Genomic DNA, 23,413 nt, shown 5'->3' with positions numbered 1-23,413 from the left:
TCTCCGCCTTACTTGAACTTGAACTCGACGGCCTTGCCCGGCGTCGGCGCTTCGATCACGTCCGCTCCCGCGACCCGGACGAAATCGCCGACCTTCCACCCGGCATCCGAGCCGTCCAGATCGAACTTGACGAAGTTCACGTCCAGGATCGCCTGATGATCCTCGGCCCGGAAGGTGCGGCGGCCCTTGGCGGTGTCGAACGACAGGCCTTCCAGCGCCTTTACCACCGCGGACGCGTCGGCGCCGCCGGCCTTCTCGATGCCCTTGGCGTAGGCGATGACCGCGGCGTGGCCCTGCTCGACATAGCCGAGCGGGAACTTGTCCCCCGTCTTGGTCACATAGGCCTCGTAGAGCTGGCGGCCGAGCGGGCTGTCCTGGTAGCCGCCGAAGTACCAGTGCATGGCGGTCCAGAAATTCGGCACCATCCGCTTGCCGAGCGCCTTGGGCACGTTGAACTCGTTGGCACCGTCGGCGATCACCTTGAACTTCCGGTCGAGGCCCATGCCAGCATACTGGGACAGCAGCGTGACCGCATCCGCCCCGTTGGTATTGTTGAACAGGCCTTCCGAAGGGGTCCGGGCAAGGCTGGTCAGCTGCGTCTTGAAGTCGGTGGCGCCGAACTTGGTCAGAACCGGTTCGGCGATCTCGACCTTCGTCTTCGCGATCTCCGGATAATATTGCTTCAGGCCATCGACGAAACCGTCCCAGGACTGATGCCCGTAGGCCGCATCCGGAAAGATGCCGGTCCACCGGGTGACGGTCGGATACTTCTGCGCCATCACATGGGCGAGCGCCCTATAGCGCATGTAGGAATTGTCGCTGATGCGGAAGTAGTGCGGCACGAAGGCTTCGTGGGTGAGGCTGTCCGCAATCGCCGCGCAGGAGATCAGCGAGGCGTTGCTTTGCTGCAGCATGGGCATGATGGCCAGGGCCACGGCGGTCTGGATGGCGCCGAACATCAGCGTCACGCCTTCGCCGACCAGGCCCTGCGCCTGTTTCACGGCTTCCGGCCCCGCCGCCTTGTCGTCGCGGGCCACGATCTCGAGGCGCCGGCCCAGAACGCCGCCGGCCGCATTGATCTGCTCGGCCGCGATCTGGGCGCCGAGCAGCATCGGCGCGCCGAGAATTTCCTGCGCGCCGCTCAACGGCCCGACGAAGCCGAGCCGGATCGGCGCGCCTTGCGCCCAGACCGGCATGAAGGGGGCGCCTGCAACGCCCGCCACGGCGAGGCCCGAGATACCCGACAGCAACTGCCGGCGATTGAGACCGTGCATCGAAAATCCTCCCAGAGACGTCGTTGTCTATTTTCTGTGTTCAGGTCAGCTCCACCAGCGACCGCCATTGACGATCAGGGATTGGCCGGTGATGTAGCGACTTTGATCGCTGGAGAAGAAAACCACCACATTGGCGATGTCTTGCGGCTCGCCCGCAAAGGCCATAGGCGTTTCTTTCAGATATTGCTCCCAGATCGGCAGCCGGTCGGCTGCGGCGGTCCGGATCGGTCCGGGGCAGATGGCGTTGACGTTGACGTGGAACGGCGCCAGCTCGCGGGCGAGCGCCCGGGTCAGGCCGATTACCCCGGCCTTGGCGGCGGCATAGTCGGCGACCCCGAGCGAGCCCATATAGGCCGCCTCCGACGCGATGGAGACGATCTTGCCGCGCCCGCGTTCGCGCATGCCCGGAACCACGGCCCGGCAGCAGGTCATCGTCGCGGCGAGATTGAGCTGCAGGATGAAGTCCCAGGTCTCCGGTTCGGAGCACCAGAATTCCGAGGCGCGCTCGCGCGCGCTCTGTCCGACATTGTTGAGCAGGATTTCGACCGGCCCGAGATCGCGATCGATCCGGGCGAAGGCCTCCTGGATGGCCGGCCGCTGCAGGCAGTCGACCGTCATCGGATGGGCCTTGCGTCCGAAACCGCGGACGCCGTCCGCGACCTCGGCCAGCGCCGCCTCCTGGATGTCGATCAGCACCAGGTCGGCCCCGTTGCGGGCCAGATGCAGGGCGGAGGCTCGGCCGATGCCGTTGGCGGCCCCCGTCACCACGGCCAGCCGGCCGCTCAGATCCGTATGCGTTGCCGCCGGTGCGATCATGCCCGTGTCGTCTCCCTTCAACCCAGCAACCCGCCGTCGACGGTGTGGACCGCGCCGGTGCAGTAGGACGCCTCGTCGCTCAACAGGAAGGCGACGAGGGCTGCGACCTCGTCCGGCCGTCCCGTCCTGGCGATCGGGCGGCCGGACGCCCCCCAGGGACCGGCGCCCGCCGTCCCGGCCAGGGTGTGGAACATCGGGCTTTCGATCGCCCCGGGGGCGACCGCGTTGACCCGAATGCCCTGCTCGCCATATTCGGCCGCGGCCGATGCGGTCAGGGCCACGACCGCGCGTTTCGAGGCCCCGTAGAGCGAGCGGTCGGCCCGGCCTTTGAGGGCGGCGACCGAGGCGAAATTGACCACGGCCCCGCCCTCGCCCTGCGCGATCATCTGGCGCAGGACATGTTTCATGACCAGGAACACGGCGCGGACATTGACGCGGTAGACGGCATCGAAATCCGCGACGTCGAGATCGACGATGCGGCCGGACGTGCCCAGAATGCCGACCGCGTTGGCGAGCAGATCGACCCGGCCGAAACGCGAGACGGCCGCCGCGACAGAGCGCGCGACCTCCGTCTCTTCGGCGAGATCGGCCGCGATGGCGTGCAGGGTCCCGCCGTCGCGGCCGGCCTGGAGACCGGCAAGCGCGGCCGCGTCGCGATCGATCGCCACCACCCGGCACCCTTCCGCCAGCAGCCGGTCGACCACCGCGACGCCGAGCGCCCCGGCGCCGCCCGTCACGAGGGCGACGCGTCCCGACAAACCCTTCAAGGCCATCTGGTTTCCACTCCGGTTGCGATGCCGCGGCCGGGCCTGGCGCCCGGGCCCGCGGTCATTCGATCACGAGCGCCTTGCCGGGCGTCGGGGGCCCGAGCAGATCCGCGCCCGGCACCTTGGCGTGGGCGGAAACCTGCCAGCCCGGTTCGCCGTCCTTCGGGCCGAGCTTGATCACGTTCACGTCGGCGACGACCTGATGGTCTTCCTTGCGGAACTTGATCCGACCCTTCGCGCTTTCGAACTCGATCGCCTCGAGCGCGCCGATCACCGCATCGGTGCCGGTCTGCCCGGCGGCCTTGATGGCGTTGGCGAAGGCGTTCAACGCCATGTGGGCCGGGCCGACATAGCCGCTCGGCATCTTGTCGCCGGTCCGCTTGACATACTCGTCGTAGAGGTCGCGGCTCGCCTTCACGTCCATATAGGCGTCATAGTACCAGTGCGTGCCGGACCAGAAATTGTCGGGCAGGTTCTGCTTCAGCACCCGGGCGAAGACCAGTTCGCCGCTCAGATCCATGAACACCTTGATCTTGCGCGTGAAGCCGAGCGGCCGCGCCTGCGTGATCATGGTCAGGAAGTCTTCGCCGGTCAGCGATTGATAGATGCCCTCGACCGGCTGGCGCATGACGGCCGAGATCTGGTTCTTGAAGTCGATCGCCCCGAACTTGAACAGAACCGGCTCGGAAATCTGCGGCGGCTTCTTGGCCAGCGCCGGATAGAAGGTCTTCAGCCCGGCCGAGTAGGAGCGCCACAAGGCGTGGCCGAACTCGACATCGGGCAGCATCCCGCCCCATTGGGTCAGATCGGGATATTGCTCCGCCGCAAGCCGGGCCTGGGCCTGGGCGCGCGTATAGGCGCTGTCGGTGATGCGGAAGAAGTTCCGATTGAAGGATTCGTGCGTCAGCGAATCCGCCACCGAGCCGATGGTGATCAGCGCCGCCTTGGAATCCGGCATGATGCCGGCGATCGCCAGGGCCGACGGGGTGTTGAGGCCGCCGACGAAGAGATTGATGCCTTCGCCCATCAGTTCCTTGGCGGCGGCGATGGCGGCGTTCGGGTTCGCCTTGTCGTCCCGGAAGACGATCTCGAGCTTGCGGCCGAGAAGCCCGCCCGCCGCATTGATCTGATCGGCGGCGATCTGGGCGGAGAGCTGGCAATCCGGCGCGTAGGTGGCCTGAGACCCGGTCAGCGGCAGCAGGACGCCGATGCGGATCGGGCCGGTGCCTTGAGCGAGAACGCGGCCGGGCGCGCCGAGCGCGGCGGCGCCGAGACCGGCGGCGCCGGCCAGAAGGCCACGGCGGGAGATGGTTGCGGACATGGTCGACCCTCGTGTCGGGCGCGCGTCGGCGCCGCGGGGGTGGTTTCCTCAAGGGGCCGTTCTTGAGCCGACGCCCTCGACCGAAACTCCATCACAGCAGGGCCGGGCTGTCAATTTTTTTGAATTCGATTTCGAAATATAATTCTCGCCAGCCACCCGGTCGGATGCGCCCGATTTCGGCGCCGCGAAGGGCGCGCACGGACGGCCGCCCGCGCCCGGAATGCTTTCAGCGGCAAGCGGTTCCGGGGACGGCCGTGCCGTCACACCGGCGGCCGGATCGGGGCGCCGGCGGGGCGTCAATGCAGCCTTGCGGCACGCGGGCAGCGCGGTCCCTTCAGGTCTCCCGGCGGATCGACCCGGCGAGACCGGAATCGCGGGCGGCCCGAAACGCCTCGCCGACATGGGACAGCTGATGGGTGTCGAAATGCGCCGCCAGCGCGGTGCGGAAGCCCTGGGCGTCGAGCGTCCGGTTGATGGAGCGCTTGACCAGGCGCAGCGCGAATGGCGGCGCGGCGGCGATCCGCGAGGCGAATTCCAGCGTCCGCGTCTCCAGTTCGGTGTCGGGCACCACCCGATTGACCATGCCGGCGGCCTCCGCCGCCTGGGCGCTCAGGCGCGAGCCGGTATAGAGAAATTCGCGAGCCTTGCGCGAGCCCAGCACCCAGGGATGCACCAGCACTTCCACGGCGGCCGCGCCGAGCGAATGGCAAACCGGATCGGCGAAGAAGGCGGTTTCGCTGGCGACGATCAGATCGCACATGTTGGCGACCATGAAGCCGGCGGCGATGCAGGCACCGCGGATCTCCGCAATCACCGGCTTGGGATGATCGAAGATGCGCAGGCAGTAATCGTAATAGTATCGGGATTCGAAATCCCACCGTTGCTCGACGGTGAAATCGGCCCGTTCGGCCTGGGCCTGCTTCAGATCGTGGCCGGCCGAGAAATGGGCGCCGGCGCCGGCCAGGATGACCACCCGGACCGTGTCGTCGTCCGCGGCGGCCGCGAAGGCGGCGTCGAGGCCCGCCAGCATCTCACGATTCTGGGCGTTGCGCGCCTCCGGCCGGTTCAGAACGATGCGCAGAACGGCATCGTGGCGCTCTGTCCGAATGAAGTCGGTCATGGTGTCGTCCCCTCTTGCGCGGTGCCGGCGCGATGGCCGGAAACGATAAGGCGCCGGGGGGCAGCAGGTCAATTTTCGAAATTGAATTCTTTTTCGAGTTCACGACCCTGCCGCGGTCTCCGTCCCGGGTCGCGGGCCGACGCCGTCGAAAAGCATCCGGACCGCCTGATCGGCGATCTGGTCGACCGACATGCGGCCGGGTTTGAACCATTCGATCGACCAGTTCATCATGCCGAGCAGCAGAAGGCGCAGAACGGACAGATCGACATCGGCCCCGATCACGCCTTCAGCCCGGGCCGCTTCGAAAAGCTCACGCCACAGGCCGGCATTGCGATCGAGCACTTCCAGGAAATGACGTTGGACCTTGTCGGGCAACTGGTCGAAAATTCTCATATGGGCGGACGTATAGTCGTTGTCCGAGAGCACAATCCTGAAATGACCATGGATCGCGGCGCTGATTCGGTCGCGCGCCGAGGCCCCGCCAGGCAGCTCGGCCATGGCATTGGTCACGTAGAGCGCCGTCTTTTCGTTGGCGATGCGCAGGACCTCGAAGACGATGGCCTCGCGCGAGTCGAAATAATAATAAATGCTGCTTGTCTGGGTGCGCGACTTGCGGGCGATGTCGCTCAGTCTGGCATGAGCGTAGCCTTTTCGGCGAAAGACGAAAGCGGCCGCATCCAGGATGCGCTGGCGCGTGGCTTCGGATTTCTTCAGCGCGGGTTTCGCGGGTGCTTTTGCTTTTCGGGGACGCGGCTCGCGGACCGGTGCACTATCGAGAGTCATAGGACGATTTCCAACCGTTTCGGGCCAATCCACTGGTGAAAGCATCCCATGCTATTGCCGAGCCGGCCTCCTGTGAATGTTCAAAGCGTGACAACCGCCGGCTTGCGGCGGTAGCGGAATGCCATCATGCCCGGCCTTCACGGCGGCCAATCGGGCGTGGAGGTCATCGGGCATAGATTTGGCGGACGGCGGCGCCATGCGCACGTGGATGGTCACGAACTCGACGATGGCCGCGAGGTAATCCCGATCGGCATCGTGGATTTCGAAGGCAAGATGCAGCCGCTTGTCGTCCAGATCGGCGAGGCGCGTCGTGACCAGGAGCCGGGTGCCGAGCTTCAACTCGCGGAAGTGGCGGATATGGGATTCAAGAACGAAGTTCGATTCCCCGGTGCGCTCGCGAAAGGCGACACCATAGTCCCACAGATCGTGGGCTTCGAGCGCGGCATTCTTGACGGCCAGAAGATAGTAGCAGGCGTTCATGTGGTCGTTGCCGTCGATCCAATCCGGTCCGACCGTCAAATACGAGCGCGGCATCCCAGTCTCTATGTGCACGACCGACTCCATGTCATTCGCAACGGGCTGCCGAAGAGGCGCACGGGACGGGACCGGCAGGTTCGCGCCCACGGCCCGGCCAGCCCGAAAACCCGGTCGGCTCGCCGTCGGACCGTCTCGACCCTCGCGTGCCCGCGCACGGCCCGCTCCCGTGTCGAACCGCGAATTCGGTAGACCGCCAAAGGGCGCCGGTCAATAATTTAGATTCTGAATTCATTTTCGATAAGAGGCGTTCGCCATCGACGGTCGACGATCCGCAGCGGCGGCCCGCCCGCCGCCTCGACCTCCGGGTCCGGAGGCGAGGGTTCCGGCGGAATCGGCCCGGAAAGGCCGGGCCCTGCCGGCGCGCGGGAGTGGACGGAGGGATCGACAGCCGTCACGGGAGCGCGGTCCGACCGTCATCCGCGGTCGGACCGAAGCCGATTGCGTGGGCGGCAGGCTTGCCTCTACGACCGCCGTCAGATGTCGGCCCGCATGACGTAGCGGCGCATCACGTCCCGGATCACGGCAAGCCGCGCCTCGGCCTCCTCGGGCTTATGGATGTCGCGGCCGAAGGTGATGGCGACCGTATAGGCGCCGGCGACGCTGAACCAACACAGGCTGGAGAGCGAATGCCAGACATCGACCGGATCGAGACCGGCGCGGAACAGGCCGGCCTTTACGCCGCGATCCAGAAGATTGGTGACGATCTCGATCAGCGTAGCGACGCCGAGCTCCTCGCGCGAGACGGCCTTCAAATTCTCGCCGCGATGCAGGTTCTCGATCCCGACCAGCGTCAGGAAGTCCGGATTGTTCAGGTAGTAGCGCAGGGTGAAGCCGCACATTTCGTCCAAGGCCGCGACGGGATCGTCCGGGAAGCGGAACTCCGCTTCAAGGTTGCGCAGGCGCCGGTAGGCCTGGACCAGAACCTGACGGAAGAGCAGTTCCTTGCGCTCGAAATGCCGGTAGACCAGCGCCTTGTTGACGCCCGCCGCCTTGGCGATGTTCTCCATGGTGGCGCCGGCAAGGCCGTTGGCGACGAACTCCGCCTCCGCCGCAGCCAGGATCGCCTCGCGGGTCCTGCCGGTCCGCTCCTCGTAACTCGCCATGCGCTTCTCCGATGCGGTCACCGGGACTCCATTCGAGACGATCGTCGCGCGATCTTGGGCAAGTTCGGTCCGACCGGATGGCTTCATCGAAGTCGGACAGGCTCTGGTGGTGATAGAATTCGTGGCTCGGATTCACGAGACGGATGAGTACCATCCGTCTCGATCGAACCCCTAGCAGATTGCTGAAAAACGCGTCGGAACGCGATCAGACGCGGCCCGTTTCAACTCTGTCATCCCCGGGCTTGTCCCGAGGATCCAGACTTTTCAAGGACTTAGCCATCGCACGGGATCCCCGGGACAAGCCCGGGGATGACAGAATGGCGGGTTCGGATTGATTTTCAGCAGCCTGCTCGTGGTCAAAGAGTGAGTGGCTCGGATTCACGAGACGGATGAGTACCATCCGTCTCGATCGAACCCCTAGCAAGGCCAACGGGTCTTTGGGAACCGTCGGCCGGCCGGAGGGGATCGCCCGTTCAGCCGTCCTTCGTGCCCCAGCCGCCGCCGCCCGGCGTCTCGACCGCCACCACCTCGCCGGGCTTCAGCGTGAGCGATCCTTTGCCCGGCAGGGCACGCCGGCTTCCGGCCGCGTCCTCCATCCAGTTGAGGCCGGTCGCCCCGTCGCCGCCGCCATGAAGGCCGTAGGGGGCGAAGATGCGCCGGTCGGTCTGCAGCGAGACGCGCGCCTCGTGGTCGAGGATGCGCAAGGCGCGCACGATGCCTTCGCCGCCCGGATGGCGGCCCGGCCCCGCGGAGCCTTGGCGCAGTTCGTAGCGCTCGACCCGGAACGGATAGCTGATCTCCAGGGCCTCGATGGGCGTGTTGAGGGTGTTGGACATGTTGGCATGGACGCCGCTCATGCCCGGACCCATCGGCCGCCCGCCCTGGCCGCCGCCGATCGTCTCGATATAGGTGTAGGGCTTGCCGTTGCGCGGGTCGCGCCCGCCGATGCCGATCAGGTTCATGGTGCCCTGGCTGGCCGCGGCGATCCGGTCCGGCGCGAACTGGGCGAAAACCTTCAGCACCGTGTCGGCCAGGCGCTGCGTCGTCTCGGTATTGGCGGCGCAGACGGCCGCCGGGCGGCGCGCATCCAGGAAGGAGCCCTCGGGCACGCGGATCTCGACCGGCCGCATGACCCCGGCATTGGGCGGCAAGGTCGGGTCCATCAGAATCTTGATCGAATAGAAGACGGCGGAATGCACCATCGCCTGCACGGCGTTGATGTTGCCGCGCCGGAGCGGGGCCGAGCCGTCGAAGTCGAAGATCATGCGATCGGGACGAAGCTCGACCTTCAGCCGGATCGGAACGGGATCCGGATCGGCGCCGTCGTCGTCCAGGCAATCCTCCGCCGACCAGGTTCCGGCCGGGAGCTCCCCGAGCCGCTTCAGCATGCGTCGCTCGGTATAGTCCAGGATGGCGTCCATGCCGGCTTCGAGCCCGTCGGCGCCGAACCGATCGGCCATGTCTTCGACCCGCCGGATGCCGATGCGCAAGGCCGCCAGTTGCGCATTGATATCGCCCCTGCGCTCCTCGGGCGTGCGCACATTGGCGAGTACCATCGCCATGATGTCGCGCTGCTCGACGCCCTGCCGGTACAGGAGGACCGGCGGGATGATCAGGCCTTCCTGGTAGATTTCGGTCGAGCGGCCGGGCATCGAGCCCGGCTCCATGCCGCCCACGTCGGAATGATGCGCCCGGCTCGCTACATAGGCGACCGTGCGGCCCGCGACGAAGACCGGGGCGATCAGGGTGATGTCGGGCAGATGCGCGCCGGCCAGATAGGGATCGTTGACGATCACCACGTCGCCGTCCTGGAGCGGGTCGATCAGCGCCAGGGTCGGCCCGACCGCCTTCAGCATCGAGCCCAGATGGACCGGGACATGTTCGGCCTGGGCGACCAACTGCGCGCGCGCATCGAAGATGGCACAGGAGGCGTCCATGCGTTCCTTGATGTTGGGCGAGAAGGAGGTGAGCTTCAGGACCACCCCCATTTCCTGGGCGGTCGCTTCCAGCGCATTCTTGAGGACTTCCAGGCGGATCGGGTCGAAGTCGGTCATTGGGCGACCTCCACGATGAGGCTTCCGGACGGATGGACGGTGAGGGTGTCGCCGGGATAGACGACCGTCGTGGCCGAGATTTCCTCGATCACGGCAGGGCCGCGGATCACGTCGCCGGCCTTCAGCCCGTCGCGGCGATAGACCACGGCCTCGTGCAGCGTCACCGGCGCGGTCGGGTCGAAGGGCTCGAAATGGACGGCCCGCGTCCCTTTCACGGCTTCCGCCGCCGGGCTCCCGGTGCCGGCCGCCAGCGTCGGCAGGACCGGCTTGTCGATCCGGCCGATGCCGGTGACCACGAAGCCGACGATCTCGATCGGCGCCGAGGGGTCGGCATGGCCGAAGCGGGCGCGATGCGCCGCGTGGAACCGGTCCGGCAGACCGGCCCAGAACTCCGCGGTCTCGATGTCGACCGGAATCGGCAGGTCGTAGCTCTGGCCGACATAGCGGATGTCGATCTTGACCTCGATCCGGCGCCGGTGCGCCGGAACGCCGTCGGCCTCCAGATGGCGCACCGCGCGATCGACCTGGGCGCGGATGGCCGGCAGGGCGTCGGACACGCCATCCGGACGCCAGCGGGCGATGCGGGTTTCGGCGAAGGTGTGGTGCAGGTCGGAGATCAATTGCCCGAGGGCGCACAGGATGCCGGGCGTCGGCGGCACCATGACGCGCGGCATTCTCAATTCGCGCGCGACCGGGCTGCCGTGCATCGGACCGGCCCCGCCGAACGGCACCAGCGTGAAGTCGCGCGGATCGTAGCCCCGTTCCACCGAGACGACGCGGATGCCGCGCACGATGTTGGCATGGGCGACGCGCAGGATGCCGGCCGCCGCCGCGACGAGGTCGAGGCCGAGCGGCTCGGCGATGGTCCGGGCGATGGCGGCGCGGGCGGCCTCCACGTCGAGACCGAGATCGCCGCCGAGGCGGGATTCGCCGTCGAAGCGACCGAGCACCAGATTGGCGTCGGTCACGGTCGGGCGGGTGCCGCCGCGACCGTAGCAGACCGGGCCCGGTACGGCTTCCGCACTCATCGGCCCGACCCGGAGGGCGCCGCCCTCGTCGATCCAGGCGATCGATCCGCCGCCCGCCCCGATCGCGTTGATGTCGATGACCGGCAGGCGGATCGGCACGGTCTCGAGCGTGTTGGTGCGGGTGATCTCCGGCCGGCCCTTGCGGATCAGGCTGATATCCGTGCTGGTGCCGCCGATGTCCATCGTGATGATATCGTCGATCCCGGCGAGACCGGCCACATGGGCGCTGGCTACCACGCCCCCGGCCGGGCCGGACAGGACGGTATGGACCGGCTTCAGCCGGGCGCTTTCGACGCTCATCAGACCGCCGGCCGCATCCATCACCATGACCGGGCGGTCGCCGGCCAGGCCGAGGCCGTCCTCGGCATCGGCCAGGAGCGTGCCGAGCGAGGCGAGGTAGTCGTGCATCACGGGGCGCAGATAGGCGTTCAGGACCGTGGTGCTGGCGCGCTCGTATTCCCGGAATTCGCCATTGACCTCGGTCGAGATGCAGACCGGCACGCCGGGCAGCAGCGCTTCCAGGATGGCCTGGGCCCGTCTCTCGTGGGCCGGATTGGCATAGGAGTGCAGGAACAGGATCGCGACGGCTTCGACCTTGCGGGCGGCCAGTTCCGCCGCCACGGCACGGACCCCCTCCTCGTCGAGGGGTTCGATCTCGACGCCGCCGGGGCCGAGGCGGCCGGCCACGGTGAGGCAGAGTTCCTGCGGCACGAGCTGTGCGGGGCGCACCACGGAGAGATCGAACAGGGTCGGCCGATTCTGGCGGCCGATCAGCAGGAGGTCGCGAAAGCCGCGATTGGTGACGAAAGCGGTGAGCGCGCCCTTGCGCTGGATCACCGCATTGGTGGTGGTCGTCGTCCCGTGGCCGACATAGCCGACATCGCGTCCGTCCGCCCCGGCCAGCGCGATGGCGCGACGCAGCCCGTCGACGGTGCCGCGCGCGCGGTTCTTCGGGGTCGTCGAGACCTTCGAAACCGTAATGGTTCCGGTCCCTTCGTCATACGCGATGCTGTCGGTGAACGTGCCTCCGACATCAGAAGCCACCCGCAGTCGACCGGCCATGTCGCATCCTTCGCTATAACTATAACGTTAGCGTTACAATTGAGCACGAGGAACCGCGCCGGTAAAGGGGGCACCGACGCCGACCGGACATGGAGGCCGGAGGCGCCCGGCTGACGCGCGCCGGGACCCGGGCCGCCGATCGCCTCTGTCAGGCCGCCGCACGGTCGGAACGGGTGCAGAGCCCCGCTCATCTCTCGAGCCGCGGCACGCAGCGCCTGTCGGCGAGCGCGGCCGGGACGGCGGCGAGGGCATCGATCCGCCTGCCGTCCTGGACCGGTCGCTTCATGTCGGGCCCGTCGACGTGTCGGCCGGCAGTTGGACGGTGAAGACCGAACCGACGCCGGGCGACGACGTGGCCGTGATCGTTCCTCCGGCCTGGCTGACCAGCGAATAGGAGATGGACAGGCCCAGGCCGGTTCCCTGCCGGGCCTTGGTGGTGAAGAAGGCATCGAAGATGCGCGGCAGCGTGTCCGGATCGATGCCGAGGCCGGTATCGGACACCGTGATCGACACGGCCGGCCCATCCCGCCAGATCGTGTCGTGGGTGGCGATCGACAGGATGCCGCCGTCCGGCATGGCATGGATCGCGTTGACGAACAGGTTGATCAGCACCTGCTGCAGGTCGGTCCGGTTCATGGCGATCCAACCGGCGGCCAGGTCGAGGCGGCGGATTTCGATCTCCGCCCGGGCAAGACTGTGGCGGACCAGCAGGAGGCTGTCGGTGATCACGTCGGCCGGCCGGTAGGCGCCCGAGCTCTCGGCGAATTCCGCCGGGCGGGCGAATTGCAGGAGCTTGCCGACGATCAGGTCGATCCGGTGGACCTGCTCGTCGATCAGCCCGAATTCCGTGCCGACCGGATCGGCGGCGGCACCGAGGATCTCCCGGGCGACGTCCAGATTGCCCTGGATGACCGCGACCGGATTGTTGATCTCGTGCGCGACCCCGGCCGTGATCTCGCCGATGGCCGCCAGCTTCTCCGACATGACCAGTTGCTGCTGCGTCTCGGCGAGCCGCTGGTTGGCCGCGCGCAGCTCGCGGGTGCGCAGGTCGACGCGGCGGTCGAGTTCCTCGGCCCATTCGCGCAATTCGCGGTCGCGCGCCTGGAGGCTGTCGAGCAGCCCGTCGAAGTGATGCGCGAGCCGGCCGATCTCGTCGCGGTTGGCGACATGCCCCGTGCGGGCGCCGAGATCCCCGGCCTCGACCTGCTCGATGGTCGCGTCCATCCGCTCGATCGGACTGAAGATGGCGCGCGCCCAGCGCAGGAAGACCGGGATCGACAGGGCCGCGACGACCAGGAAGGCCGCGACGACGGCCGCCACGAAGGCCATCTTCTGCAGGCGGAACGGCTTTTCGAGAAAGCCGACATAGAGCATGCCGATGCGGCGGCCGCTGCCGTCGGCGATCGGCTCGTAGGCGGAGATGTACCAGTCGTTGACCACGAAGGCGCGGTCGAGCCAGATGCGGCCCTCGTCCAGCACCGCCCGCCGCACCGCGGCCGAGACGCGGGTGCCGAGCGCGCGCTGCCCCTCGAAGAGCCGGACATTGGTCGAGATGCGCACGTCGTCGAGAAACAGGGTGGCGGTGCCGCGGCTCCCCTCCGGAAGGCTGGCATCCTTGTAGACGAGATCGTTCATCGTATCGATGAAGTCGAGATTCTGATTGAGAAGCCGTCCGCCCGCCAGCGCACCGGGCGTGCCGTCCGGCAGCCGCACCGGCACCGCCGACAGGATGACCATGCCGCGGGTCTCGGCGAGCCGGTCCGTCGGGACCGCGTTCGGCGTGTCGACCAGATCGATGCGCGCCCGCGCCTCGCTGCCCGGTGCGGCCCGCGCCAATTCGGCCGCTTCCATGATGTCGATCTCGGTGCCGGCGCGCCCCGCCAGCGCACCGGCCAGGACCGGGTGCCGCGGCAGGGTGCCGCCCGGATCCTCCGCGCCGCCGCCGACGACGAGCCGACCATCCGCACCGACCAGATGCAGGAAATCGAAGCCGAGTTCCGCCCGCCGCCGGGCTAGGAACTGCCGCGTCGCGGCCGCATCCGGGGCCTCGAGGACGCGCGCGAAAGCGGTGCTGTCGGCGAGCGCATGCAGGGTCTCGTCGCTGCGCTCCTTGAGACGCTCCAGATATTGCCGGGCGATGGTCAGGTCGCCATTGACCTTGACGATCAGCAGGCGGTCGAACCCCGACGCCCACCATCCGACCACGAGCAGGAGCAGGAGCGGCAGGACCAGGACCGTCGGCAAGAGCGCGATGGCGATCAGCCGGATGCGCACCGAGAGGCCGCGGCGCGCGCCCGCACTCGGCCCGGGTTCGCGGTCACGCATTCCAGACGGCCACTTTCCGGTCCAGCGTCTTGCGCGAGACGCCGAGCCGCCGGGCCGCTTCCGCCTTGTTGCCGCCGACGGCTTCGAGCACCGCCAGGACATGGTTCTTCTCGATCGCCTCCAGCGTCTCCTCGCTGGCCGGCCGGCGGCGCGTCGCACCGGCCACGAGGTCGCCGGGAAAGCTGCCGATGATCAGAGACCGCTCGATCACGCTGCGCAGCTCGCGCGCATTGCCGGGCCAGCGGTAGGTTTCCAGGTCGGACAGCACCTCGGGGGTCAGGGCCAGCGGCGGCATGCCCAGCCGTTCGGACAGATCCGACATGAACAGGCGCGCCAGCGGCTCGATATCCTCGATCCGGTCGCGCAGCGGCGGGATCGGGATCGACAGCACGTTGAGCCGATAGAACAGATCCTGGCGGAAGCGCCCGGCGGCGACCGCGGCGGGCAGTTCGGCATTGGTGGCGGCGACCAGGCGGATGTCGATCGGCGCCTCGCGCTCGGCACCGACCGGACGGACGCGCTTGTCCTCGATCACGCGCAACAGCTTCGACTGCATGGCGAGCGGCAGTTCGCCGATCTCGTCCAGGAACAGCGTGCCGCCCTGCGCATAGGAGAAGAGCCCCTCGCGCGCCGCCGTCGCGCCCGTGAAGGCGCCCTTCAGGTGGCCGAACAGTTCGCTCTCCAGCATGTCGGGCGGGATCGCCGCGCAGTTGACCGGCACGAAGGGCTTGTCGGCGCGCGGCGAGCCGAAATGCAGGGCGCGCGCGGTGACCTCCTTGCCGGTGCCGGATTCGCCGGTGATCAGGACCGTGGTCGGCAGCGGCGCGGCCCGCGCAACGACCGCCCGCAACTGAACGATCGCGGCCGAGCGTCCGACGATGCCGCCGGTGCCGGCCGAGGTGACCGGCTGGGCGGCCAGCTGCCGCCGCAGGACGAAATTCTCGCGGCGCAGCCGGGCGCGGTCGAGCGCGCGGGCGACCGCATTCAGGATCTGGTTGGCGCGCGCCGGCTTCAGGACGAAGTCGCTGGCGCCGGCGCGCAGGGCCTGGATGGCGGTTTCGAGATCCGCAAAGGCGGTGATCAGAACGACCTCGCCGAAGAAGCCGCCCTGGCGCAGTTCGCCCAGCCACTCGATCCCGGTCCGGCCGGCCATCACATTGTCGAGGATCACGAGATCGAAGGGCGCCGCGTCGATCAACCGCTGGGCCGCGACCGTGTCGGCCGCCTCCTCGACCCGCCGACAGCGCGGCGCCAGCATGCGCATCATGAAGTTGCGCATGCCCGGCTCGTCGTCGACGATCAGGATGCTGGCCGCGGCGAGCAGCGGGCTGAAGGCCTCGTCCGCCTTGCCGGCGGGTTCGCTGACGATCGATCTGTCCATGCCGGTTCCTGGCTGGCCGCCCCGGGGCGAGCCGCATCGTCCGGCAGAAGGACGGCACCTGCAACGGCCTCGGCCGTGCCGGACCGCCCCCCGCCGGACCGACAACCCTCAATGGAACAGAACGACCGCCTTCTGCAAGGTGATCCACACGCCCCACAGCAGCGGCAGGCCGACCGCCGCCCAGGCGAGGCCGACCACGACCAGGGAGGCCGACCCCATTCCGGCGACCGACGGATCGCGGCGGACGCCGCCGGCGGCGCCGGCCTTGCCCTCCTCCAGGAAGTCCTCGAAATCGGCATGGACGCCGGATTCGCGGGCCGCGACCGCGGCGGCGGATGTCTTGCGCAGCCGCGCCACATCCGCATCCGTCATGTAGTGCCGCTCGGCGACGGCCCGGACCAGAAGGTTGCAGACGAGGCCGAGGACGAGCAGGCCGGCCATGATGTACATGGTCTGGTCATAGGCTGCCTCGCGCGGGATGCCGGCCGCAAGCTGGAATTCGCGCAGGTAGTTGACCAGCACCGGGCCCAGCACGCCGGCGGTGGCCCAGGCGGTCAGCAGCCGGCCGTGAATCGCGCCGACCATGTGGGTTCCGAACATGTCGGCCAGATAGGCCGGCACGGTCGCGAAGCCGCCGCCATACATCGACAGGATGATGCAGAAGAACAGCACGAACAGCAGCACGCTGCCCTGGTGGGCGACGGTCGGGACCGAGGCATAGAGCACCAGGCCCAGGATGAAGAAGACCGAATAGGTCGCCTTGCGGCCGATCTTGTCCGAGAAGGACGCCCACAGGAAGCGGCCGGCGATGTTGCACAGGCTGAGGAGACCGGTGAAGCCGGCCGCGATGGCGGCGATCTGGCCCTTCTGCACCGCCGACAGTTCGGCGAACTTCACGTCGACGCCGATCAGCTTGCCGCCGAACACCTCCTGCAGCATCGGCGAGGCCATGCCGATGACGCCGATTCCGGCCGAGACGTTGAGGCACAGCACCGCCCAGATCAGCCAGAATTGCGGGGTCTTCCAGGCGATGTCGAGATGCACGTGGCGGCTGGTGACCATCGCGTTGGTGCTGGCCGCCGGTGGGGTCCAGCCGGCCGGCTTCCAGCCCTCGCGCGGCACCCGATAGCCGAGCGCGCCGCCGATCATGAACACGAAATAGATCGCCGCCATGGCCAGGAAGGTCTCGGTGACGCCGACCGAGGTCGGCGTGGCGAAGTGCTTCATCAGCATGTCGGCGAGCGGGGCGCCGATCATCGCACCGCCGCCGAAGCCCATGATGGCCATGCCGGTGGCCATGCCGCGACGGTCCGGGAACCATTTGATCAGGGTCGAGACCGGCGAGATGTAGCCGAGCCCGAGGCCGATGCCGCCGATCACGCCCGAGCCGATCCAGAGCATCCAGATCTGGTGCAGCTTGACCCCCAGCGCCGAGATGACCAGTCCGCCGCACCAGCACAGCGCGGAGACCAGTCCCGCCTTGCGCGGCCCGGCCGTTTCCAGCCATCCGCCGAACACGGCTGCCGAGCACCCGAGAAAGACGAAGAACAGGGTGTACATCCACCCCAGCATGGAAATCTGCCAGTCGCAGCCGGTGGCGAAGATCGTCTGCACGAAGCTCATGTCGGCCGGGCAGGCGACCGGCGCCGTCACCCCGACCGCGCGCGACAGCGGCAGCCAGAACACGGAAAAGCCGTAGGCCATGCCGATGCACAGATGGATGGCGAGCGCGGCCGGCGGCACGAGCCAGCGGTTAAAGCCGGATCGCGCGACGGTGCGCTCCCGGCTGAGAAAGGACGGCGAATAGACCGCAGCGACGGACATCGATGTTTCCTCCGAGCTTTTTTCTTGGTTGGCCCGGATCGTCGAACGCCGGGCCCCGCTCGCACGGAGCAAGCCGCAGGCCAGGGTTCGTCGGCAGGATGTCCCCGGAGCATTTGCCGACAGGACGGGATCGTCCAATCGATGAGGAAATGGCTCGGATTCAAGGACTTGAGCCGGTCCTTTCCGGTCGGATCGATTCGCTCTGACCGGGACGGGCGCCAGGCCGAGCGCGGCGGCGGACGGACATTTTGTCCAGGTGACGAGGCCCGGTCCGTCCTGCCGGGACATTTTGGCCCGTCGCCGGGGCGAGCGATCGGCCGGTGTCGGATCGGCTGGTCCGATGGTCGCGCAGGCGCGCGGGGAGCCCCCATCACGGTCCGCGATGCCGATCGGCGACGGCTCGAAGCCTCGGCCGCCGACCGCCGGTCGCCGGTCGCACCACGCCGCAACGGCGCGTCTGGCGGCAGGGGGTGGGGATCAGGCCTCGGGGGTCGCGGCGGCGGGGCGGGTCGGCTCGCGCTGGATCAGGATGCTGATCAGGGCGAGCAGGCCGGAGCCGAGGATCAGGAACAGCGAGACGGCGTTCAGGACCGGGGTGGAGCCCCCCTTCACCATGCGGTCGTACATGGTGATGGTCAGCGGCGCGTCGGAGCCGACCAACATCAGGGTGGTGTTGAAATTCTCGAAGGAGACCAGGAAGGCGACCAGGAAGCCGGCGACGAGGGCCGGGCGCAGGAAGGGCAGCGTCACCGTGGCGAGCACCCGGGCCCGGCCGGCGCCGAGATTGAGCGCGGCCTCCTCCAGCGCGCCGTCGAGCTTGCGCAGGCGGGCGGCGATGACCAGCGTGGTGATGGTGGTCAGGAAGGAGAGCTGGCCGAGCACCACCAGGACGAGGCCGGGCCTGAGGAAGGTCAGTTCGAGGTCGAGCCGCTCTTCCAGCGTATTGGCGATCGAGCTGGCGAAAACCAGGATCGAGATGCCCAGGATGACGCCGGGGATGACCAGCGGGATCACCATCAGGACGAAGAGGACGCGCTTGCCGGGAAAGTCCTTGCGCTCGAACAGGAAGGCGTTGGTGGTGCCGATCGCGGTCGCGGCGGTGGCGACGACCAGACCGACGACGAGGGAATTCGCCAGGCCGACCAGGAGCCGCCGGTCGTGGAACATGCCGAGCCTGGGTTCGGCGGCGCCGAAGAACCAGTCGAGCGTGAAGCCGCGCCAGGGCAGCGCGGCGAATTCGGAATCGTGGAAGGCGAAGACGCAGGCGGCGGCGAGCGGTGCGACCAGATAGACGAAGAACAGCACCACGTAGCCGCCATAGCAGGCCCGGAGCAGAGCGGAGCGGGGTTCGGCGGCGTTCATGGGGCGATCACCTCCGGGCCACGGTGGTGGCCAGCTGCTGGCCGGTCAGGCGCAGGCCGATCCACACCACGAGGGACGTGAAGACCAGGAGCGAGACGCCGAAGGCGGCGCCGGACTCCCAGTTGAACCGGGTGATGAACTGGTCGTAGATCTGTTCGGTGAACCACATGCTGGTCTTGCCGCCGAGCAGGACGGGGGTCAGATAGCTGCCCGCCGTCAGCATGAAGACGATGATCGAGCCGGACACGATGCCGGGCATCGCGTAGGGCACGACGATGCGCCTGAGGACGGTCAGGCGCGAGCCGCCGAGGTTGAAGCCGGCCTCGATCAGGCTGTCGTCCATGCCGTCGAGGGTGGAGACCAGCGGCACGATCATGAACAGCACGACCGTGTAGACGAGGCCGACCACCACGGTGGCGTCGTTGTAGAGCAGTTCGACCGGTCCGGCGGCGAGGCCGAGCGCCTGCAGGGCACTGGAGACGATGCCGGTCTCGCGCAGGAGAACGATCCAGCCGAAGGCGCGCACGAGGTCGCTGACCCAGAGCGGGACCAGGCAGAGCAGCAGCAGCGCCGCGCGGGAGCGGGCGCGCGCCACCTTGGCGATGTAGAAGGCGACCGGGAAGGCGACCAGCAGCGCCAATGCCGTGACCAGAAGCGACATCACCGCCGTGCGCATCAGCGTGTTCAGGTAGATCGGCTCCTTCAGGAAGGCGATGTAGTTGCCGAGGCCGTATTCGAACATGCGCGGCGCGACCTTCTCGCGCAGCGACAGAAGCACGACCCCGGCATGGGGCAGCACGATCAGGAGTCCGATCCACATCACGAAGGGCGTCAGCAGGAGGATCAGCGCCAGGCGGTCGGCGTCGCGCGTCTTCATGGCGCCGCGGCCCCGGCCAGGAAGCATCGGGCCCGTTCGGCCGGCCAGGCGACCTCGACGGTTTCGCCCTGCGCGATGCCGGCGGCAGCACCCGATTGCGGCAGATCGGCCTCGACGATATGGCCGGCCGCGGTGCGGACGAGAAGCCGACTGGCGGCGCCGTTGAACAGGATGCTCTCCACGGTCCCCGACAGGCGGTTGACCTCGCCGCCGTCGACCGTTCCGGCCGCGCCGCGCCGGACCTCGATCGCCTCCGGCCGGACGAAGACCGCGATGCGGTCGCCGACCGCGGGATGGCGCGAAGGCTCGGCCCAGCGGCCGAGCATGGCGTCGCCGGAGGTCGTCGCGAAGGCGATCCGGTCGCCCTCGGTCCGCACCACGGCGGCGTCCCAGCGGTTGGTATCGCCGACGAAGCCCGCCACGAAGGCGGTGGCGGGCGCATGATAGAGGTCCTGCGGCGTGCCGATCTGCTCGAATCGGCCGTGATTCATCACCGCCACGCGATCGGACATGACCAGCGCCTCCGACTGGTCGTGGGTGATGTAGAGGAAGGTGGTGTTGAATTGATGCTGCAGGAGCTTCAGTTCGATCTTCATCCGCTCGCGCAGCTTCAGATCCAGGGCGCCGAGCGGTTCGTCGAGCAGCAGCACGTCCGGTTCCAGCACCATGCAGCGCGCGATGGCGATACGCTGCTTCTGGCCGCCCGACAGCTGGTGGACCTGCTTCTCGGCGACGCCGGGAAGCCCGATGCGGTCGAGCACCGCGGCGACGCGGCGGCGGATCTCCTCGCGCCCCATGCCGCGGCAGCGCAGGCCGTAGGCGATGTTCTCGCCCACATTCATCATCGGGAACAGGGCGAGGTGCTGGAACACCATCTTGACGTTGCGGCGGTTCGGCGGCGTGTCGACCACCGAGCGGCCGTCGATCCGGATGTCGCCACCGCTCGGATCCTCGAAGCCGGCGATCATCCGCATCAGCGTGGTCTTGCCGCAGCCGGACGGGCCGAGGATCGAGAAGAAGGATCCGCCCGGCACCGAGAAGGACACCCCGTCGACGGCGAGGAAGCGGCCGAAGCGCTTGGACACGTCCTGGCAGGCGAGGTCTGAAGGCATCGGGCTCCCCGGTTTCGGCCGCGGCGGCAGCGCCGCGACCCTGGCTCGGTGTGTCGATGATGATGCGCGGCCGATGCCGAGCGCGACGGCGTCGGCCGGGGCCCCGACGGGCCGGATCACTTCGCGGTGGCGGCCTTGATGCGCTCCAGGGTCTTGCCCTCGATATCCTCGACGCCGGGCTGGATCACCGCCGCCCACTTGATGTTGGCGATGTCGGCATCCGTGAAGGCCGCCTTGATGGCTTCCTTCTTGTCGGCCGGCATGACGTCGATGCCGCCCTTGACGGCGGTGACGGCGCCCGTCTTGGCGCCCATCAGGGCCGCGATCTCGGGGCGGGTGACGAAGTTGATCCACTTGTAGGCGGCATCGTCGGCGCGGCCCTTCCGGGGCAGGGCGAAGCTGTCGATCCAGCCGACCGCGCCGCTCTTCGGCGGCACGTAGACGATGTTCTTGTTCTGGGCGAAGATCTTGTAGGCGGTGGAGTCCCAGGTGTCGGAGGCGACCGCCTCGCCGGAGAGCATCATGGCGGACAGGTCGTCGCCGCCGCGCCAGTAGGCCTTGACGTTGTCCTTGCAGGCGATCAGGCGGTCGGCGACCTTGCTCATGATCTCCTGGTACTTCTTCAGGTCGCCATAGGCCGCATAGGGATCTTCGCCCATCGCGAAGGCGCTGCCGACCAGGATGGTGCGGGCGAGCCGCATCGAGGTGCGGCCCTTGTATTTCGGGTCGCACAGGTCGAGCCAGTCCTTCAGGTCCGGGGCCTTGGTCTTGTCGACCATGATGCCGGACGTGCCCCAGAGATGCGGCACCGCGTAGACCTTGCCGTCGATGCTGGTCGAGGCGACCACACGGTTGAACATGATCGGGTCGAAGCGGCCGGTTTCGATCTTCGACAGGTCGAGCGGCTTGTAGATGTCGAACTCGACATGAGCCGCCTTGATGCGGTTGAAGCCCGGCTGGGCGAGATCGAAGCCGCTGCCGCCGGTGGCGCGCAGCTTGGCGATCATCTCCTCATTGTTGGAGAGGGTCACCTCGACCTTGATGTCGGAATATTCCTTCTCGAAGGCCTTGATCACCTCGTCGGAGGCGTAGCCGCCCCAGGTGAGGAGCCGCAGCGTCTCGGCGCCGGCCGGCAGGGCGACCGAGACGACCGAGAGGGCGGTGGTCGCGGCGAGGATGAAGAGATGCCGTTTCATGACTTCGTCTCCTGTCTGTCGGCGGCCTCCGGGCCGGGGATTCGGGACCCGGCGGCCCGGCGGTTCCTGCCGGGGCGGCGGCGGCCCGAGGGTTCGTTCAGAGCATGCTGACCTGATGGGTGGCGCGGGCGAGCCATTCGGGGGCGATCTCGACGCCCCAGCCGGGCTCGGCCGGGATGGTCACGTGACCGTCGACGACCCTGTAGGGGTCGTTGCGGTAGAGGCCGTACTGCCAGGGATAGTAGTCGGCCTCCTCGATGGAGAACTCGAGATAGGCGCCGGCATTCTCCAGGGCGCCGAGCAGATGCATGGTGAACAGCGTCACCATGCCGAGATTGGCGCTGTGCGGCGTGCAGGGGAGGCCGGCATCGGCGGCCATGCGGGCGACCCGCAGGGTGCGGACGATGCCGCCGATGTAGCAGACATCGGGCTGGACGATGTCGACCGCGCGCATGCCGATCATCTGCTTCCAGACCGGCATGAAGCAGTCCTGCTCGCCGCCGGTCACGTCGATATCGAGCGCGTCGCGCACCGCCTTGGTCTGCTCGAGCTCCCAGTAGGGGCAGGGTTCCTCGAAATGGACGACGCCGTGATCCTCCAGCATGCGCCCGACTTCGATCGCGCGGCCGGGCGAATAGCAGCTGTTGGCATCGACCAGGAGGGTGGCGTCGTCGCCCAGGGCGCGGCGCACCGCGGGCACGATCGCCTCGGTGCGGCCGGGCCATTCGTCCTGGTCGTGGCCGTATTCGGCGCCGACGCGGAACTTGAAGGCGTCGAAGCCATGGGCGTCGCGCAGGCGGAGGAAGCGCTCGGCCTCGGCCTCGGGCGTGATGTCGCGCTTCATCGAAGACGCGTAGGTCCTGAGCCGGCCGGGCGTGCCGCCGAGCAGCTCGCAGACGCTCCTGCCGGCGACCTTGCCGGCCAGATCCCAGAGTGCGGTCTCCAGGCCGCAGGTGGCGCGGCAGAGATAGGAGCCCGGGAACTTGTGCTCCTTCTCCGGGATCATGTCGACGATCGCTTCGATGGCGGTGGCGTCCAGACCGAGGGTCCAAGGCGCCACCTGCCGGTGGACGATCTGGCAGGTGATGTCGGCATTGTAGGTGGAGACCTGGCCCCAGCCGACATCGCCGGTGTCGGCGGTGACCTTGACGAAGCCGACGAAACGGTCGGCAAAGGTCTCGATGCAGGCGATCTTCATGGCGGCCGGGCTTCCTGACCAGGATGCGGACAGGTGCCTAGGGCTAGGCCAACAATGGTCTCATGAGGAGGGCCATTCCAAAGCCCTTTGGCAGACCATTCCGCCGAAGCCGGCCGCCACCGGCGCGGTCGGCGGTGACCTTGCCCCCAATTTGCCATCGCTCATAGCCGGACTCTGTTCTGTTTCTGGCGGCCTTGGGATCGGGTTGCAAACGCGTTCGGGGTTGGGCCGGCGGCGCGGTCCCGGATGCGTTCCCGGTTGCTCGATGGTGCG

General features: G+C 68.0%; 18 protein-coding genes. All 18 read right to left on the bottom strand.

The window, feature by feature from the left end; all coding sequences use genetic code 11:
• Positions 1-8: 8 nt before the first annotated feature.
• The 18 genes from ABB55_RS14835 to ABB55_RS14750 all read right to left on the bottom strand — a co-directional run bounded on the left by ABB55_RS14835 (position 9) and on the right by ABB55_RS14750 (position 23,140).
• Positions 9-1,274: an ABC transporter substrate-binding protein gene (locus ABB55_RS14835; RefSeq protein ID WP_054359497.1), complete on the bottom strand. Its 1,266-nt coding sequence runs from the start codon at positions 1,272-1,274 to the stop codon at positions 9-11.
• Between the two features lie 45 nt (positions 1,275-1,319).
• Complete coding sequence (locus ABB55_RS14830; RefSeq protein ID WP_054359496.1) at positions 1,320-2,090, bottom strand: SDR family NAD(P)-dependent oxidoreductase; 771 nt, start codon at positions 2,088-2,090, stop codon at positions 1,320-1,322.
• Between the two features lie 17 nt (positions 2,091-2,107).
• Positions 2,108-2,863, bottom strand: a complete 756-nt coding sequence (locus tag ABB55_RS14825) for an SDR family NAD(P)-dependent oxidoreductase (RefSeq protein WP_054359495.1) — start codon at positions 2,861-2,863, stop codon at positions 2,108-2,110.
• A 55-nt stretch (positions 2,864-2,918) separates the two neighbouring features.
• On the bottom strand, positions 2,919-4,178 hold the full coding sequence (locus ABB55_RS14820) for an ABC transporter substrate-binding protein (RefSeq protein ID WP_054359494.1): 1,260 nt from the start codon (positions 4,176-4,178) through the stop codon (positions 2,919-2,921).
• 334 nt (positions 4,179-4,512) lie between these two features.
• Complete coding sequence (locus ABB55_RS14815) at positions 4,513-5,298, bottom strand: enoyl-CoA hydratase (RefSeq protein WP_054359493.1); 786 nt, start codon at positions 5,296-5,298, stop codon at positions 4,513-4,515.
• Positions 5,299-5,397: 99 nt separating this feature from the next.
• Positions 5,398-6,114: a TetR/AcrR family transcriptional regulator gene (locus ABB55_RS14810; RefSeq protein WP_160321243.1), complete on the bottom strand. Its 717-nt coding sequence runs from the start codon at positions 6,112-6,114 to the stop codon at positions 5,398-5,400.
• A gap of 18 nt (positions 6,115-6,132) precedes the next feature.
• Positions 6,133-6,615, bottom strand: a complete 483-nt coding sequence (locus ABB55_RS14805; protein ID WP_054359491.1) for a thioesterase family protein — start codon at positions 6,613-6,615, stop codon at positions 6,133-6,135.
• Between the two features lie 476 nt (positions 6,616-7,091).
• On the bottom strand, positions 7,092-7,721 hold the full coding sequence (locus ABB55_RS14800; RefSeq protein ID WP_054359490.1) for a TetR family transcriptional regulator: 630 nt from the start codon (positions 7,719-7,721) through the stop codon (positions 7,092-7,094).
• A gap of 473 nt (positions 7,722-8,194) precedes the next feature.
• Positions 8,195-9,775, bottom strand: coding sequence for a hydantoinase B/oxoprolinase family protein (locus tag ABB55_RS14795; RefSeq protein ID WP_054359489.1), 1,581 nt, complete (start codon positions 9,773-9,775; stop codon positions 8,195-8,197).
• Positions 9,772-11,865, bottom strand: coding sequence for a hydantoinase/oxoprolinase family protein (locus tag ABB55_RS14790; RefSeq protein WP_054359488.1), 2,094 nt, complete (start codon positions 11,863-11,865; stop codon positions 9,772-9,774). The genes ABB55_RS14795 and ABB55_RS14790 overlap by 4 nt, the downstream gene beginning before the upstream one ends.
• 282 nt (positions 11,866-12,147) lie before the next feature.
• Entirely contained in the window at positions 12,148-14,190 is a 2,043-nt protein-coding gene (locus ABB55_RS14785; RefSeq protein WP_054359487.1) for a sensor histidine kinase, read from the bottom strand.
• Positions 14,183-15,571, bottom strand: a complete 1,389-nt coding sequence (locus ABB55_RS14780) for a sigma-54-dependent transcriptional regulator (RefSeq protein WP_054359486.1) — start codon at positions 15,569-15,571, stop codon at positions 14,183-14,185. Before ABB55_RS14780 ends, ABB55_RS14785 begins: the two co-directional genes overlap by 8 nt.
• Before the next feature lie 108 nt (positions 15,572-15,679).
• A complete protein-coding gene (locus tag ABB55_RS14775; RefSeq protein WP_054359485.1) occupies positions 15,680-17,395 on the bottom strand; it encodes an OFA family MFS transporter in 1,716 nt (571 codons plus the stop codon).
• A 477-nt stretch (positions 17,396-17,872) separates the two neighbouring features.
• Positions 17,873-18,757: an ABC transporter permease gene (locus tag ABB55_RS14770; protein ID WP_054359484.1), complete on the bottom strand. Its 885-nt coding sequence runs from the start codon at positions 18,755-18,757 to the stop codon at positions 17,873-17,875.
• 7 nt (positions 18,758-18,764) lie between these two features.
• On the bottom strand, positions 18,765-19,634 hold the full coding sequence (locus ABB55_RS14765) for an ABC transporter permease (RefSeq protein WP_054362068.1): 870 nt from the start codon (positions 19,632-19,634) through the stop codon (positions 18,765-18,767).
• Positions 19,631-20,746, bottom strand: coding sequence for an ABC transporter ATP-binding protein (locus ABB55_RS14760; protein ID WP_054359483.1), 1,116 nt, complete (start codon positions 20,744-20,746; stop codon positions 19,631-19,633). Before ABB55_RS14760 ends, ABB55_RS14765 begins: the two co-directional genes overlap by 4 nt.
• A 116-nt stretch (positions 20,747-20,862) precedes the next feature.
• The gene (locus ABB55_RS14755) at positions 20,863-21,942 is read right to left on the bottom strand and encodes an extracellular solute-binding protein (RefSeq protein ID WP_054359482.1); all 1,080 of its coding nucleotides are present in this window, start codon (positions 21,940-21,942) and stop codon (positions 20,863-20,865) included.
• A gap of 97 nt (positions 21,943-22,039) precedes the next feature.
• Positions 22,040-23,140 (bottom strand): mandelate racemase/muconate lactonizing enzyme family protein, encoded by a 1,101-nt coding sequence (locus tag ABB55_RS14750; RefSeq protein ID WP_054359481.1) that lies wholly within the window; start codon positions 23,138-23,140, stop codon positions 22,040-22,042.
• Between the last annotated feature and the right edge of the window lie 273 nt (positions 23,141-23,413).

It is taken from the genome of Prosthecodimorpha hirschii (genome assembly GCF_001305515.1).
GTDB classification, from domain to species: Bacteria; Pseudomonadota; Alphaproteobacteria; order Rhizobiales; family Ancalomicrobiaceae; genus Prosthecodimorpha; species Prosthecodimorpha hirschii.
Note: the sequence above shows the minus strand (reverse complement) of the source record. Positions and strands in the feature narration are given on the sequence as shown.